Annotated in this window: 12 protein-coding genes; 4 read left to right on the top strand and 8 right to left on the bottom strand. The window is 61.2% G+C overall.

Going from position 1 to position 15719, the window contains the following annotated elements:
* Nucleotides 1-25: 25 nt before the first annotated feature.
* Both pyc and ASE94_RS04990 read right to left on the bottom strand, forming a co-directional pair.
* Nucleotides 26-3466, bottom strand: a complete 3441-nt coding sequence (pyc, locus tag ASE94_RS04995) for a pyruvate carboxylase (protein WP_062629458.1) — start codon at nucleotides 3464-3466, stop codon at nucleotides 26-28.
* A 109-nt stretch (nucleotides 3467-3575) separates the two neighbouring features.
* Nucleotides 3576-3992, bottom strand: a complete 417-nt coding sequence (locus ASE94_RS04990; RefSeq protein WP_061908222.1) for a TIGR01244 family sulfur transferase — start codon at nucleotides 3990-3992, stop codon at nucleotides 3576-3578.
* Nucleotides 3993-4368: 376 nt separating this feature from the next.
* On the opposite strand from ASE94_RS04990, the gene ASE94_RS04985 reads away from it, so the two are divergent.
* The 3 genes from ASE94_RS04985 (at nucleotide 4369) to proX (ending at nucleotide 7723) form a co-directional block, all read left to right on the top strand.
* A complete protein-coding gene (locus ASE94_RS04985) occupies nucleotides 4369-5616 on the top strand; it encodes a glycine betaine/L-proline ABC transporter ATP-binding protein (protein ID WP_062629457.1) in 1248 nt (415 codons plus the stop codon).
* Nucleotides 5617-5692: 76 nt separating this feature from the next.
* Nucleotides 5693-6619: a proline/glycine betaine ABC transporter permease gene (locus ASE94_RS04980; protein WP_062629456.1), complete on the top strand. Its 927-nt coding sequence runs from the start codon at nucleotides 5693-5695 to the stop codon at nucleotides 6617-6619.
* Between the two features lie 87 nt (nucleotides 6620-6706).
* Entirely contained in the window at nucleotides 6707-7723 is a 1017-nt protein-coding gene (gene proX, locus ASE94_RS04975; RefSeq protein ID WP_062629455.1) for a glycine betaine/L-proline ABC transporter substrate-binding protein ProX, read from the top strand.
* Between the two features lie 30 nt (nucleotides 7724-7753).
* Here proX and ASE94_RS04970 read toward each other — a convergent pair whose 3' ends face one another.
* Together ASE94_RS04970 and ASE94_RS04965 are read right to left on the bottom strand one after the other, a co-directional pair.
* Complete coding sequence (locus ASE94_RS04970; protein ID WP_162236045.1) at nucleotides 7754-9289, bottom strand: bifunctional diguanylate cyclase/phosphodiesterase; 1536 nt, start codon at nucleotides 9287-9289, stop codon at nucleotides 7754-7756.
* 177 nt (nucleotides 9290-9466) lie between these two features.
* A complete protein-coding gene (locus ASE94_RS04965) occupies nucleotides 9467-10513 on the bottom strand; it encodes a glycine betaine ABC transporter substrate-binding protein (protein WP_062629453.1) in 1047 nt (348 codons plus the stop codon).
* A gap of 222 nt (nucleotides 10514-10735) precedes the next feature.
* Between ASE94_RS04965 and ASE94_RS04960 the strand changes: the two genes are divergently transcribed.
* The gene (locus tag ASE94_RS04960) at nucleotides 10736-11932 is read left to right on the top strand and encodes an ABC transporter substrate-binding protein (protein WP_061908228.1); all 1197 of its coding nucleotides are present in this window, start codon (nucleotides 10736-10738) and stop codon (nucleotides 11930-11932) included.
* Nucleotides 11933-12170: 238 nt separating this feature from the next.
* Here ASE94_RS04960 and ASE94_RS04955 read toward each other — a convergent pair whose 3' ends face one another.
* The 4 genes from ASE94_RS04955 to ASE94_RS04940 form a co-directional block, all read right to left on the bottom strand.
* Nucleotides 12171-12827 (bottom strand): RES family NAD+ phosphorylase, encoded by a 657-nt coding sequence (locus tag ASE94_RS04955; RefSeq protein ID WP_062629452.1) that lies wholly within the window; start codon nucleotides 12825-12827, stop codon nucleotides 12171-12173.
* Nucleotides 12828-12829: 2 nt separating this feature from the next.
* Nucleotides 12830-13360 (bottom strand): MbcA/ParS/Xre antitoxin family protein, encoded by a 531-nt coding sequence (locus ASE94_RS04950; RefSeq protein ID WP_062629451.1) that lies wholly within the window; start codon nucleotides 13358-13360, stop codon nucleotides 12830-12832.
* A 68-nt stretch (nucleotides 13361-13428) separates the two neighbouring features.
* On the bottom strand, nucleotides 13429-14718 hold the full coding sequence (locus tag ASE94_RS04945) for a branched-chain amino acid ABC transporter permease (RefSeq protein WP_062629450.1): 1290 nt from the start codon (nucleotides 14716-14718) through the stop codon (nucleotides 13429-13431).
* Entirely contained in the window at nucleotides 14715-15719 is a 1005-nt protein-coding gene (locus tag ASE94_RS04940; RefSeq protein WP_062629449.1) for a branched-chain amino acid ABC transporter permease, read from the bottom strand. Before ASE94_RS04940 ends, ASE94_RS04945 begins: the two co-directional genes overlap by 4 nt.

Here is a 15719-nt window from a genome sequence, read left to right as displayed (position 1 = left end):
ATGGAGGTTAGGTGGGGGCCCGCCCCTATTCCAACCGAACCAACAGATCCTTCGCATCGATCTGATCGCCTGGGCGGATCAGCAGTTCCGCCACCACGCCATCGACCTCGGCATGGATCGCCGTTTCCATTTTCATGGCTTCGATCGAGCAGAGCACATCGCCCGCCTGCACGCTCTGGCCTTCCTTGACGGCGAGGGTCGAGATGACGCCCGGCATGGGCGCACCAACCTGCTTGGGATCGCCGACGGCTGCCTTGGCGCGGACCTTGACCTCGCCCGCCTTCAAGCGATCGGGCACGGCAATGGTACGCGGCTGGCCATTGAGGTCGAAGAACACGCGGACTTCGCCCTTTTCATTGGTCGGGGCGCGGCCGAGATAGTTGACGACGAGGGTCTTGCCCTTCTCGATGTCGACGAGCAATTCGTCGCCTTCCTCGAGCCCGTAGAAATAGACTGGGGTCGGCAGCACTTCGGTCGGGCCGTAACGATCCTGAGTCTTTTCAAAGTCTGAATAGACCTTTGGATACATGAGGTACGAGGCGAGGCGGAAATCATCGACCGGCACGCCGACCTCTTCCGAGATTTTCTTCCGCTCGGCTTCGAGATCGACATCCTTCAAATAGGAACCCGGCCGCTCGGTCAGCGGCGTGCGTCCCTTGAGGACTTTCTTCTGCAGCTTTTCCGGGAAACCACCGGGCGGCTGGCCGAGATCGCCGGCAAAGAAGCCCACCACCGAATCGGGGAAGGCAATGTCCTTGTCCGGGTTTTCGACATCGGCGCGAGCGATACCCGCCGAGACCATGGCGAGCGCCATGTCGCCCACGACCTTGGACGATGGCGTCACCTTGACGATATCGCCGAACATCTTGTTGACGTCTGCATAGGTCTGGGCAACCTCGTGCCAGCGCGTTTCAAGCCCGAGCGAACGCGCCTGTTCCTTGAGATTGGTGAACTGGCCGCCCGGCATTTCGTGGAGATAGACTTCCGAAGCGCCACCCTTGAGATCGCTCTCGAACGCGCGGTACTGCGTGCGCACGGCTTCCCAATAGAAGGAAATCTGGCGGATCGCCTTGGCGTCCAGGTGCGGATCGCGTGCGTCGCCCTCAAGCGCCGCCACAAGCGAGCCGAGCGTCGGCTGCGAGGTCGTCGACGAGAGGGCGTCCATGGCCGCATCGACCGCATCGACACCTGCCGCGACTGCCGCCAGCACTGTTGCCGCCGAAGCGCCCGAGGTGTCATGGGTGTGGAGATGGATCGGCAGGTCAGTCTCGTTGCGCAGCGTTTCGATCAGCTTCTTGGCCGCAGCAGGCTTCAAGAGCCCCGCCATGTCCTTGATCCCAAGCACATGGACGCCTGCGGCCTCCAGTTCCTTGGCGAGACCGACATAGTATTTCAGATCGTATTTGGAGCGATCAGGATCGAAGAGGTCGCCGGTATAACAGATGGCGCCTTCGGCCACCTTGCCCTCGGCCGCCACCGCATCGATCGAGACGCGCATGTTTTCGACCCAGTTGAGACAGTCGAAAATGCGGAAAATGTCGACGCCACCCTTGGCTGCCTGCTTGACGAAGAATTTGACGACATTGTCGGGATAATTGGTGTAGCCGACGCCATTGGAGCCGCGCAGCAGCATCTGGGTGAGAATATTCGGCGCGCCTTCGCGCACCTTGGCTAGGCGCTCCCATGGGTCCTCATTGAGGAAGCGCATCGAGACGTCAAACGTCGCCCCGCCCCAGCATTCGAGCGAGAGCAAGTTTGGCAACCCGCGCGAATAGGCCTGGGCAATCCGCGTGATATCGAAAGAGCGCATGCGTGTCGCGAGCAGCGACTGGTGCGCGTCGCGCATGGTGGTGTCGGTGAAAAGCACGCGCTCTTGGCTCTTCATCCATTTGGCAAGACCGGCCGGACCATCGCGATCGAGCACCTGCCGGCTGCCATCGATCGTCGCAAGCGGCGGGAAATCCGGCACGAAGGGCGCGGCGGCATCGGCCGGAGGCCGCGGACGATCGCGCACTTCGGGATGCCCGTTCACGGTCACGTCGGCGATATAGCTCAGGAGCTTGGTCGCGCGGTCGCGGCGCGGCTTGAAGTTGAAGAGTTCCGGCGTCGTATCGATGAAGCGCGTCGTATAGCGGTTTTCGACGAAATCGGGATGCGTGATGATGTTTTCGAGGAATGCCAAGTTCGTCGAGACACCGCGAATACGGAATTCGCGCAAGGCGCGATGCATGCGGGCAATGGCCTCTTCAGCCGATGGCGCCCAGCAGGTGACCTTTTCGAGAAGCGGATCATAGTATCGGGTGATGACCGCGCCAGCATAAGCCGTGCCGCCGTCGAGACGCACGCCAAAACCCGTTGCGCCGCGATAGGCGGTGATGCGGCCGTAGTCCGGAATGAAATTCTGTTCCGGATCTTCGGTCGTCACGCGGCACTGAATGGCATTGCCGTTGAGCTTGATGTTCTCTTGTAGCGGCACGCCGGACTCAGGCGTGCCGATCACGGCGCCATCGAGCAGGTGGATCTGCGCCTTGACGATGTCGATACCCGTCACCTCTTCGGTGACCGTGTGCTCGACCTGAATGCGCGGGTTCACTTCGATGAAGTAGAACTTGTCGGTATCAGCATCCATCAGGAATTCGACCGTACCGGCACCACGATAGTTCGCAGCATTGCCAAGGCGCACGGCGGCATCGGTCAGTTCGGTGCGGACGGCATCAGAGAGGTAAGGCGCCGGCGCGCGCTCGACGACCTTCTGGTTGCGGCGCTGCACGGAGCAGTCGCGCTCGAAAAGATGCACGAGATTGCCGTGATCGTCGCCGATCAGCTGCACTTCGACGTGGCGGGCGCGCTCGATCAGCTTTTCGAGATACATCTCGTCCTTGCCGAAGGCAGCCTTGGCTTCGCGCTTGCCTTCCGAAACTTCGGAAAGCAGCGTCTTTTCATCCATGATCCGGCGCATGCCGCGCCCGCCGCCGCCCCATGAGGCTTTCAGCATCAGCGGATAGCCGATTTCGGCCGCGAGCTTCTTGATGGTCTCCGGATCGTCCGGCAGCGCTTCGGTCGCGGGCACCACCGGCACCTTGGACGCGATCGCCATATTGCGCGCGGCAACCTTATTGCCGAGATCACGCATGGTCTGGGCGCGCGGGCCGATGAAAATGATCCCGGCATCGTCGCAGGCATCGACGAACTCAGGTGATTCAGACAGAAGCCCATAGCCGGGGTGGATCGCATCGGCGCCGGAAATCCGCGCGATACGGATATATTCTTCGATTTGCAGATAGGCTTCGACCGGGCCCTTGCCCTTTCCGATCAGATAGGCCTCGTCGGCCTTAAACCGGTGCAGCGCCAGTTTGTCTTCCTCTGCGTAGACCGCGACGGTCTTAAGCCCGAGTTCATTGGCAGCGCGAAACACGCGGATGGCGATTTCGCTGCGATTGGCGACGAGGATTTTCTTGATTGGCATCGATTTAAATTCCGAGCAGGAGAGGGTTGGGACCCTAGGCTAGAGGGTCCGGCTCAGCTTGTTCTGCGGCTCGGATGGCGGGCCATCCATGCCGCCATAGTCGTTCGTGTCAGCTTCTCGACAGAATGCCGGCGAGATGGCTCATGTCGTAGCCGGCCTCGGCCGCCTGCGAGATGATCTCGGATGCGTCCGTTTCACCAGCCTGGCTCAGCGCCCAAAGGGTCGTCGAGCGCGTGCCGGAGCGGCAGAAACAGAATACCGGGCCGTCGTTCCCCTCGAGCGCGGCCTTGGTCTTCTCGACGAGTTCGGGATTGACCCCTTCTCGTCCCAGCGGAATGGCATAGTAGTTGAGACCGGCAGCCTTGGCGGCAGCCTCGATCTCGGCACCCGCCGGCTGGTCGGGCGATTCACCGTCAGGACGGTTGTTGACGATGGCGACAAAGCCGAGGGATTTGAGCGTGGCGACATCTTCCGGGTTGATCTGCCCCGAAACGCTGACGTGATCGTTGATCCGCTTCAAGTCCAAGTCGCTACTCCCCGTTCGCCTGTGCCTCCCCTTATATCCACCGGCTTGGGAGCCATGCAACCACGACGTATGCACGACGATCGCGACAAATCTTGCTGCTGAGTCACCAGTAAATCCGGCGCTTTCAGTCGTATTGGAAATTGGTTCCATGGATGATGCTAAAATTTTCTTGCCTTGAAAAATGCCAAATTTCGCCACCGCAAGGTTGAAATGCAGATTATCCGCGGTTAAGTTGGCTTCAGAACAGCAACATGCCTGGGTTGAGCGTTGACACATTTCATGTATCAGCGCCGATATTATTTTGTCTTTCGCCAGCTCTATTGAATGACTGGCACGCCGACAAATTGGATTGCCCGGCATAAACCGACGAGGTTTTATGACCAGCAAGATCAGCGTAAAGAACGTCTTCAAGATATTTGGCGAAAAGCCCGGCCGCGCCCTTGAGATGCTCAAGTCCGGCCAAAGCAAGAATGACATTTTCGAAGCGACCGGCCAGACCATCGGCGTCCAGAATGCCGCATTTGATGTGAAAGAAGGCCAGATCTTTGTGGTCATGGGCCTCTCGGGATCGGGTAAATCCACCCTCGTCCGCATGCTCAACGGCCTCATCCGCCCCACCAGCGGCGAAATACTGATCGATGGCGATGATGTCGCCTCCTGTTCTCCCGCTAAACTGCGCGAAATCCGCCGTCAGAAGATCGCCATGGTCTTCCAGCATTTCGCTCTTTTCCCCCATCGCACCATTGCCGAGAACGCGGCCTATGGCCTCAAGGTCAAAGGCGTATCGAGCGACGAGCGCCGCGAACAGGCGCTGATCGCCCTCGAACAGGTGGGCCTCTCCTCCTGGGCCGATTCTCTACCCGCCGATCTTTCGGGCGGCATGCAGCAGCGCGTCGGGCTTGCCCGGGCGCTCGCGACCGATCCGCAGGTTCTCCTTATGGATGAGCCGTTCGGCGCGCTCGATCCGCTGATCCGCAAGGAAATGCAGGAAGAGCTGCTGGTGCTCCAGCGCACGCTGAAAAAGACCATCGTCTTCATCACCCACGATCTCAATGAAGCACTGATGCTCGGTGATCGCATCGCCATCATGAAGGATGGCGAGATCGTTCAGGTGGGCAGCGCCCAGGATATCGTTTCGCAGCCGGCCAATGATTATGTGGCCGCCTTCGTGGCCGATATTGATCGGGGCCGCGTCTTCACCGCCGCAACCGTCGCCACTGATGCCCTACCCATGCAGTTGACGGGCGATACGGCGGGCGATGCCGTCAAAGCCATGGAAGAGCAGAACCGCAGCGCGGTCTATGTGCTCGATGGCGAGGATATCGCCGGCGTCGTGACCTATCAGCAAGCCGCCGCCGCCGATCGCGAAAGCGGCACGGCCGATGTGCCGCTGGCCGATGTGCTCATCACCGATTTCCCGACGGCCGATCGCGATACTCAGCTCGCCGATCTCTACGCCCCAGCATCTTCAGGCCTCCCCATCGCCATGACCGATGCGGACAATCGCCTGATCGGCGTCATCGAGCCCGAAGCGGTTTTTGCTCAGCTTTCGGCCGATCCAGTCACCCCCGATCCCGAGCCGCAGGCCGAGGGCGAGCAGCGCGAACTCGCGCCCACTGCCTGAAACCGCGCCCCCCCGCTAAAAATTCCCATTTTGCGCGAGCCCTTCTGGGCTTGCCGCCAAGACAAGGAGACGTGCCTTGAGCCCGTCCGATTTCCTCATCATTCCCTTTGACGATTGGGTCAATTTCCTCGTCCGCGATTGGCTTGTTCCCAATTTCCGGCCCTTCTTCCGCGCCATGCAGGTGCCTATTAGCGTGGTGCTCAACGGCCTCGATGACTTTCTCGCCTTCGTGCCCATGGTGGTCACGACCCTGGTCTTTGCGCTCCTCGCCTTCAAATATGCCGGGCGCGGCATGGCCATCTTCACTCTTATCGGCTTTGCCTTCATCGACATGATCGGCCTCTGGCCCGAGACCATGACGACCCTTTCGATGATCCTCACCTCGGTGCTGTTCTGCACCATCATCGGCGTGCCCGTCGGCATTCTTGCCGCCCGCAGCGATCTCACCTGGAAGATCGCGCGCCCGGTGCTCGACATCATGCAGACGATCCCCAGTTTCGTTTACCTCGTACCCATCGTCATGCTCTTCGGCGTCGGCATGGCCCCCGGGATCATCGCGACCATCATCTTTGCCCTGCCCCCGATCATCCGGCTCACCAATCTCGGCATCCGCAATGTGCGGACCGACCTCATAGAAGCCTCGACCGCCTTCGGCTCGACGCCGATGCAGATGCTGTTCGAGCTGCAATTGCCGCTCGCCATGCGAACGATTTTGGCCGGCCTCAACCAGACCCTGATGCTGGCGCTCTCGATGGTGGTCATCACCGCCCTGATCGGCGCCGGTGGCCTCGGCCTCACCGTCAATACCGGCCTCGGCCGCCTCGATGTCGGCGGCGCGACCGCCGGCGGCGTTGGCATCGTCATCCTTGCCATCGTGCTCGATCGCATCACCCAAGGCCTTGGCGAGCAGAAGAGGCTCGAAACCACCTCGCTCCGCCAGACCATCATTTCCCTGTTTAAGCCAGGCGCCCCGGCGCCGGCCCAAGCGGGAAAGGCGGCTTAATCGCCGCCACGCTGGGGGCGCTCTGCCCCCATTCGCCTCCGCACAAGCGGAACACCGAAAAGCAAAAACAAGGAGACAAAAACAGCAATGTTCCGTCTCGATAAGAGCCTTCCTCTCCTCGCCGCCGCCCTTCTCGCCACCTCAGCCCTGCCGGCAATCGCACAGGACAGCCCAGGCGCCGGCACCGCGATCACCATGGCCCAGCCCACCTGGGACACTGGTTGGTTCCACACCGAAATCTACCGCCAGCTTCTCCAGGAGCTTGGCTATGACGTTGCTCCGGCCATCACGCTCGACAACCCGCCGTTCTATCAGTCGGTCGCCATGGGCGATGTGACCATGTGGGTCGATGGCTGGTTCCCGCTCCACTCCACCTATGAGCCGATCTTTTCGAGCGGCGCTGAAATCGTCGGTGCGGTTGCCAAGGGCGGCGCGCTCGAAGGCTATCTGATCGACAAGGCTGCAGCCGACGAGTTCGGCATCACTTCGCTCGAAGACTTCAAGCGCGACGAGGTCAAGGCCGCGTTCGATCGCAATGGCGATGGCAAGGCAGATATGGTCGCCTGCCCACCGGGCTGGGGCTGCGAGATCAATATCGAGCATCACATGGATGCCTATGAGCTGCGCGACCATATCAACACGATCAAGGCGGGCTATTCCGCCTCCATGGCCGACGCACTTGCGGCCTATAAGGGTGGCGAGCACATCCTCTATTACACCTGGACGCCGAACTGGACCGCAAACCAGCTAGTGCCCGGCAAGGATGTCGTCTGGATCGAAGTGCCAGAAGTTGACCTGCCCGATATGAGTCTTGCCGATGCCGCGACGCTCGAAGGCGTTGAGGGCTGCATCAATGATCCGTGCAAGCTCGGCTTCCCGGCCAATGACATCGTGCCGGTCGTCAATTCCGAGTTCCTCGCCGACAACCCGGCCGTGGGCGCTCTGCTCAACGAAGTCGCTATTCCGCTCGAAGATATCTTTGCGCAGAATTCGGCGATGAATGACGGCGACACCGATATCGAAGCCCAGGCCGCCGCTTGGATCGAGGAGAATCGTGCCGCTGTCGATGGCTGGCTCGACGCTGCCCGCGCAGCCGCGTCCTAAATAAACTCGGGACCGGGCTCAGGCCCGGTCCTATGCCGCATCGGCAAGTTTGGCCGGCTTCAATGGCCCTGGCCGTCCCAGCAGATAGCCCTGGAACGCGGTGCAGCCAGCCCGGCGCAACAGGTCGAGCTGAACCTCCGTCTCGACGCCTTCGGCAATCACTTCCACCTCGAGCGAGCGCGCAATATCGCAGATGGCTTCGACGATCATCGCATCGATCCGGCTTTCCCCGATATTGGCGACATAGGTCCGGTCGATCTTGATGACGTCGAAGGCAAAGCCGCGCAGATATTGCAAGCTGGCGTGACCGGCGCCGAAATCGTCGATCGCCACCTTGAAGCCAAGGCTGCGCAGCGTTTCGAGATTGCCCTGCTCGACCAGCCCTGCCCCAAGCGGCACGGTTTCAGTGATTTCGATAATCAACCGGCCCGGCTCGACCGCGCTATCCATGACCATGGTCGCGAATTTTGCGGCGAAATCACCGCGACGCAGTTGCGCTGCCGAGACGTTGATCGCCACAGGCGTGCCAAGTGTCGGGATATCGTTGAGCGCGCGCCGCAAAACCCATTCACCGAGCTTGTCGATCAGGTCACTTTCTTCGGCAATACCGATGAACTGCGCAGGCGGGATCATGCCGCGCACCTTGTGCCGCCAGCGCAACAGCGCTTCGTGCGAACGCACTTTCATGTCGGCGCCAACGACCGGCTGGTAATGGAGTTCCAACTCGTCCATCAGCAGCGCTGCGCGCAGTTCCCGCTCGATGAACCGGCGATGCCGCTCATCTCCCAGCATATCGGGATCAAAGGCAATCACCTGCCGCCGCCCGGCGCGCTTGCCCTTGTAAAGCGCAAGGTCGGCCTTGGCGATGAGATCGTCGACATCGCTGGCATCCGTCGGCGCCAGCGAGAAACCGATCGTCGCTGAAAGCCGCGTCGGCCGCCCGGCAATCGTAATCGGTTGATCGAGGCGGCGGAGCAATTCCTCGCCGAGCCGCTTGAGCGCGCCGCGATTATCGCAATCGAGCACGGCAATGCCGAATTCGTCGCCGCCAAGCCGGCCGATCACCGCGCCTGGCATCACCTCGGCAATCGCCTTGGCCAAATGCACCAGCGCCGCATCGCCCGCGCCATGTCCTGCGCCGTCGTTCAGCACCTTGAGATTATCCATGTCGAGCTGCAGATAGCCAAGGGACCGCGACGAGCCATGAAAGATTTCGTCGCGCAGCGCCTGCATGAAATAGGAGCGCGTGAAGACTCCCGTCAGCGCGTCACGATGGACGGATGCGACGATTTCCTGGGTGTCCTGCGCGGCCTTGGCAAGCTGGCGGCGAATGCTGCGATGGCCCGCAATGAGAAGACCCACTCCGGACAGGAGCGACGCGACCCCAGCCAATAAAAGTGTCGGATTAGGCGCAACCACATAGGCCGGCCGATCGAGGGCCATTAACGCAATCGCGCTGATCGCCAGAAGAACCAGCGCCAGTCCCAGTGCAACCTTGCGGTAGCTGGCGAGGATCGGGGCGAGATGATTGGCGCGGCGCGGCGCTTTTTCTCCAACAGGCTGCACCCGCCGCGCGAGACGCGCTCCAGGCAGCCGGGTTCGCTCTCTCGGCGGAAAATTCATATTGAGTTCAGGGGTATAGGTGACGCCACAATTAGCCGCGACCCTAGTTTTCTCAGGTGACAAAACCAAGACAAGTTGCACGGCACATCGGGTCGTGGTGAACAGCTGGTAAAACCCCGGTCAGGGCGTGCCGCCCGTCCAGGCCTGCCAGATATCGCTATGCTCGGCGACAAACCGCTCGGCCACACCTTCGATGGTCGCGCCCGGCTCATTGGCTTGCGCCAGGAGCCGATTCATTTCCGCGATTGGCAAGGTGGCGCGCTGAAAATATCCCGCGACATTGGGGGCCTCGGTAAAGACCCATTCGGCCACGGCGCTCACCACCAATTCGCTTGGAAAGGCCGACGGTTTTGGATCCGCACACGTCGCCGCCGCAAGGCATTTCATCGCCGCCTCATCAAATGCGCCCATATCGAGCGCCTTGAAATCGAGCTGCGCCAAAACCGCATTGGGCTGCCAATAATAAAAGACGAAATTCTCGCGCCGGCTCACCGCCTCTGCAATCAGCGCATCCATTTCGAACCGATTGGCCGGCTCGACGATCTCGAGACGATCCGCCAAACCCTGCGCCTTGATCAGGTTGCGATTGATGACTGAACAGGCCCAATCCGCCGGGCAGGAAATAAAGCGCACCGGGGTCGTGCCTGCCCCGGCGAGGAGCGTCGTCAGTCCCGCTGCCGTCAAGGCGCTGCCATCGCTGGCATTCATATAGGAGGGGACGAACCAGCCTTCGAAGGTCGTCGTATCGTATGTGGGCGCCGCACTCCGCAGCATCTGTGCATCGACCGCGCCATTCCAGACATCGGCAATGCGCGTCACCCACATTTCCGGCGCCATCGCCGGCTGCCCGGTCGAGCCCATGGATGAAGTCGTTGCCGCAAGATCGCCGGGAATGACCCGCGCATCGCAGCCATACGCTTGCTTGAGGACGCGCGCGTGAATTTCCGACAAAAGTGCGGCCGATGGCCAGGTCATTCGCGCGATCGTCATCGGCTGCGTGCCGCAAGGCGTTGCGATCGCGGGAGTCGGCGATGCGCCAGTGGCAGCACCGTCGACAGGCGCGACTTCGGCATCCTGCGCACTATCGAGCATGGTGAACTGCGCCTGCGCCGGAACGACTGGTGAGGTCAGCAGCAGGGCAAGAATGATGGTGGTGCGAAAGGCCATTGGCGTCCTCATTCCCTCCCCTCCAGTCTATGCGCAAACATCATGCCTTAAGCAACCGACAGGCCTTGGCAATTTGGCGCAAGACCCCCGGTGACAACTGTTTTGAAATTGTGCAACAGTCCGTGCCAGCGGGGCGCGTGTGGCGCCCCCAGCATCCGTTGCACGTCGCAAGAATGAGGCCAGCAAGGCCATCCTGCGTGCAACGCCAACAGAGGGACGTCCATGTTCAAGAAAACCCTGACCCTGGCGGTCGCCGCCACTGCCCTTAGCGTTGCCGCACCGGCAATCGCCCAGGACACCGGCGCCACCATCGGTTTCATCGGTGGCTTCACCGGTCCGATTGAATCGCTCACGCCGCCGATCTTTGCGGGCGCCGAACTCGTCGTGAAGCAGGTCAACGAACAGGGCGGGATCCTGGGCGGTGAATTCAAGATCGTCTCGGCCGATGGCGCGTGCGACGCGACCGCAGCCGCAGCCGCTGCCGACCGCCTGATCAACACCGACAACGTCACTGGCGTCGTCGGCGCCCTCTGCACCGGCGAAACCATCGGCGCCTTCAACGGCTCGGGTCTTTCGGGCAATGTCGTCTTCATCTCGCCAGCCTCGTCCGCTCCGGCCCTGACGACGCTCGAAGACAACGACCTCGTCTACCGCACGACCCCGTCCGACGCGCTCCAGGGCGTCAAGATGGCCGACCTGCTGCTCGCCAAGGGCATCAAGGACATCGCCATTACTTACGTGAACAATGACTACGGCAAGGGCTTTGCCGACGCACTGTCCGCTGCCTACACCGCTGGCGGTGGCACCGTTGCTGCCAACCTCGCGCACGAAGAAGGCAAGGCCGACTATCGCGCCGAGCTTGGCAACCTTGTTGCTTCGCAGAACCTCGTCGTCCTCGCCTACGCCAACGCCTCGGGCAACACGATCCTCCGCCAGGCCGTCGAATCCGGCAACTTCACCACCTATGTCGGCGGTGACGGCATGGTTGGCGACGACCTCCTCAGCGGCATCGATGCTTCGGCTGTCGAAGGCCTGATCGCAACCCGCGCAGGCGCCCCGACCGGTGAATCCGTTGATCTCTACAACGCCTTCACCTCCGACGGTTTTGAAGCCAACGCCACCTACGCACCCCAGGCCTATGACGCTGCCTTCCTGATGGCCCTCGCCATCGAGAAGAACGGCTCGACCGACCGCGAAGGTCTCTCCGCAGCCCTCCGCGACGTCGCCTCCGCTCCCGGCGAAACCATCCGCCCCGGCGAATGGAAGAAGGCCGTCGACCTGATCAAGGCCGGCACCGACATCAACTATGAAGGCGCTGGCGGCTCGCTTGACTTCGACGCAGCCGGCGACGTCGACGGCATCATCGTCGAACTCGCCGTCGAAGGCGGCAAGTTCGTTGAAAAGGGCCTGATCCAGTAAGCTGGGTCTTGCTAAAGAACCGAAGCCCGGGAGTGATCCCGGGCTTTTTGTTTGGTAGCAAAAAGCCCGAAAACGCCGATTGCAGCGTCTATGCTATCTCGTCGAGACACAGAGCCTGTTCTGCCGTCATTGCCCGGCTTGTCCGGGCAATCCATTTCGCTGCTAGGTGGACTACCCCGACAAGCCGGGTAGTGACGATGACCAAGAGGTCACATCCGACAATCGATGGTCACTTATCCTAACCCGCAGAAAGCCGCTCCACGACCACCTGCCGCATATCGGTGCGTACCGTGATCGAAAAATGCTCGGCCTGCACTACATCCAGGATTTTGCGTGGCCGGAAGGCGCAGAGGCAAAGACCATCGCGGTGCCGCAGGCTGGGAAAGACAAGACCATCCCTCGCGGCCGCCCGTAATCCCTCGCCCAAAGCCTGGCTCGGTCCATAATCGTCGGTAAAACAGTCCGGCCGGTCCTCAGGCCGGACATCGCGATAGGCACCCTCGATCCGCGCCTGGTACACGCGAAAAGTGCGCTGCCCTTCGGCCTTGCCGCGCGCAAAAGCCTCGCGCCGCAGATGGTGTCCGACTTCGGCGATGCCCGTTTCGATCCGCGCGGCTGCATACCAAGCGCCGAGATCCGGCCCGGAAAAGCGCGCACCCATCGGCGGGGCATGGAGAAAGGCCGCCATGACGATCGAGGCGTTGGGCCGCCCAAAAACCCAATCCGCCTTCGGCAGGCGCGCAATGCGCTCGGTCACCAGCCGGTCATTGGTCCAGCGGGACAGTTCCATCACCGCTTCAAGATCATCCGCCGAAGCGACCGTCTCGAACAGCCCGATTGGCGGAAACTGCGAAGGGATCAGCCGATAGGTGACGTCAGGGGCTGCCACATCCATCGTCAGCGCCAAACGATATCGGCATCCGTCGTGGGGCTGAAGACCGCATCGATGCCATTGGGCGGCATATAAAGCCCGCCCCGCGCCGCATCGAGAAAGCGCCGCACCAGCATGATCCCGTCCATGCTGCCATTGGTCAGGAGCGCCAGTGGCGCCTGCCCGCCAAAGACCGGCGCAAGGTGCGGCCCCTTGAGCCACTCGACCCCGGCCTCCTTGGTCGCAAACAACACGCCGAGCGCCTGATGGACACCCAGAAGCGCCGAAAGCCGCATCAGCGCATCGACATCGAGCGTCACCGCCCCGCCGTCACGCGCCAGCCGCATCCAGTTGTGGTAGGTCGATCGCGACGGATAACCAAGCACCAGCCGCCGCTGCTCTTCGCTCAAGCCCCAGTCTTCGGCGATATTGAGAAATGTGCGCAAAGCCGGCCCACTCAGCCGCTTGCGATTGACCGACGAAAACCGATCCGACGCCAAGACAGGCGTCTTACCGACGAACGAACTCTGGTTTTCTTCTAATCCCGCAGCGCGCATTTTGGTCTCCTGAGACACTAATACCCCAGAAGCCCCAAAGTTTCAAGCGTCCTGTCCAAATTTGTACATTAACGCTCGCGTTTGACCACTTCTGGAATCAGACCGCGGGGTGCAAAGCGCAAGGCGATAGTGATCACGAGCCCCAGAACGAAGACGCGCATCTGCGCCGATCGGGCTTCGATCTCAGGGATCGCGCCCCAACCGAATTGGGTCGACCACGTACTGACAAAGTCAAAAACAGCCTTCGACAGCGGCTCCGAGATCACCCAGATCAGCCAGAGGAGGATCGCTCCGAACAGCGCACCCCAATTATTGCCCGCTCCGCCAACGATCACCATCACCCAGATGAGGAAGGTATGGTTGATCGGCTGATAGCTCGAAGGATCGAAAATCTGGACAAAGCTGACCAGCATGGCGCCGCCAATGCCCATCAAAACCGAACCGAAGACGAAGATTTCGAGCTGCCGGGCGGTGACATTCTTGCCCATGGAGGTTGCAGCGATGTGGTTGTCGCGGATGGCGCGCATCATGCGCCCCCAAGGCCCGGCATAGGCGCGCGAGATCAGCCACATGACTACCGCCAAGACGATCACCGCCAGAAGCAGATAGCCCGAACGCGCCGCAAGGAGCGCTGTCGATCCATCCATGCCACCGGCCTGGAAGACTTGCGGCAGCGGCGTCGGCCACGGGATCGGCGACACGGTCAGCGTGCCGCGCGTCAGCCAGTCCATGTTCTTGATCAGCGCGCGGATGATTTCGGAAATACCGATGGTCGCGATCGCGAGATAATCGGTCCGCAGGCCAAGACAGATTTTTCCGACGATATAGGCAATGCCCGCAGCGAGGACGCCCCCAAAGAGCCAACCGAGAACCGGATGACCGCCAAGCCCACCGACCCAACCGCCACCGGCGGCCGATTCGATATAGGCCGCAGCGGGATCGATCTGGCTGCGATAAAGGCAATAGCCGATGAACCAGGCCAGCATCGTCAGCGCCGTCTTCCACTTTCCGGTAATGCCGATGCGATCGGATTTCCGCGCCGCCAGCACGATCAATGCGCCGACCGCAAAGGCGAGCAGCGCCTTGCCGAGCATGGCTGGACCTTCACCGGCCCAAAACACCGGATTGACCGGGAACGAGATGAAGGTCACGGCCGCCCCGCCCACCATGAGAAAGCCCATGATGCCGAAGTTGAAGAGCCCGCCATAACCCCACTGGATATTGAGCCCCAGCGCGATCAGCGCATAGGCCGCTGCCTCGACGAGACGCGAGGAGGTGAAGGGCAGCCCCATCACCCATCCCATGAGAAGGATGAGGACGAAAAGACCGCCAAAAAGCGTCAGGGAACGCTGGATCATGATGAGGCTCCCTTGAAGATACCCGTCGGCCGAACAAGAAGGGTGACGACGAGGATCACGAAGGCGACGGTAAGCTTATATTCGGTCGGCACCAGTGCCAGCGTTGGCGGCAGTTGCATCCAGTCCGGCAGGATTGCATTGAGCGGCCGCAAAACCATCGTCCAGTTGAAAACGGCGAGCGTTTCGGCAAATCCGATCAGCAAACCGCCGGCAATGGCGCCATAGGCCTGGCCGAGCCCGCCAACGATGGCGGCGGCAAAGATCGGCAGGATGATGTTGAAGGCAAGATCGGGCTTCAGCGTCACGTCAAGCGCCAGCATCGTGCCGGCCATGCAGCCGAGCGCCCCGGCGATGATCCAGGTGACGCGCACGACGAGCGCGGTATTGATGCCCGAAACCTGCGCGAGATCGGCATTGTCCGCCATGGCGCGCATGGCCTTTCCGAGACGCGAACGCGTGAGGAAGAAATGCAGCGCCAGCACCGACACGAAAGTGACGAGGATCATCAACACCTGCGGCTCGGTAATCACCAGCGGCCGGGTCGAACCGATGCTCGAAAGGTCGAAGCGAAAAACTTCCTTGGGCTCATTTTCAAAGAAGGAATAGGAGCCGGCGCCGAAGAACAGGCGAATAAGCCCCTGGATCATCAGCGTCACGCCGATCGAGGCGATCAGTAGCGTCACGGGCTTGGCGCCACGCTTCCTCAGCGGAGCATAAAACCCCTTGTCGATACCGAGCGCCAAAATGGCCGCGAGCACCATGGCGATGGGCAGCACGACGAAGCCGGTCGGGATCGGCGTCACAATGCCCCAGGCCGCAAAAGCCGAGGCGAGCAGGAAAGCGATGAAGGCCCCGCCGGTCATCAGTTCGGAATGCGCAAAATGGGCAAAGCGCAAAATGCCGAAAATCAGCGTGATGCCGATGGCCCCGAGCGCATAAATGCAGCCCAGAACGAGACCGGAGATGATCACCTGATTGGTGAAGAAAACGAGTTCGGTCAC

Source organism: Devosia sp. Leaf64 (genome assembly GCF_001421945.1).
Lineage (GTDB): Bacteria > Pseudomonadota > Alphaproteobacteria > Rhizobiales > Devosiaceae > Devosia.
Note: the sequence above shows the minus strand (reverse complement) of the source record. Positions and strands in the feature narration are given on the sequence as shown.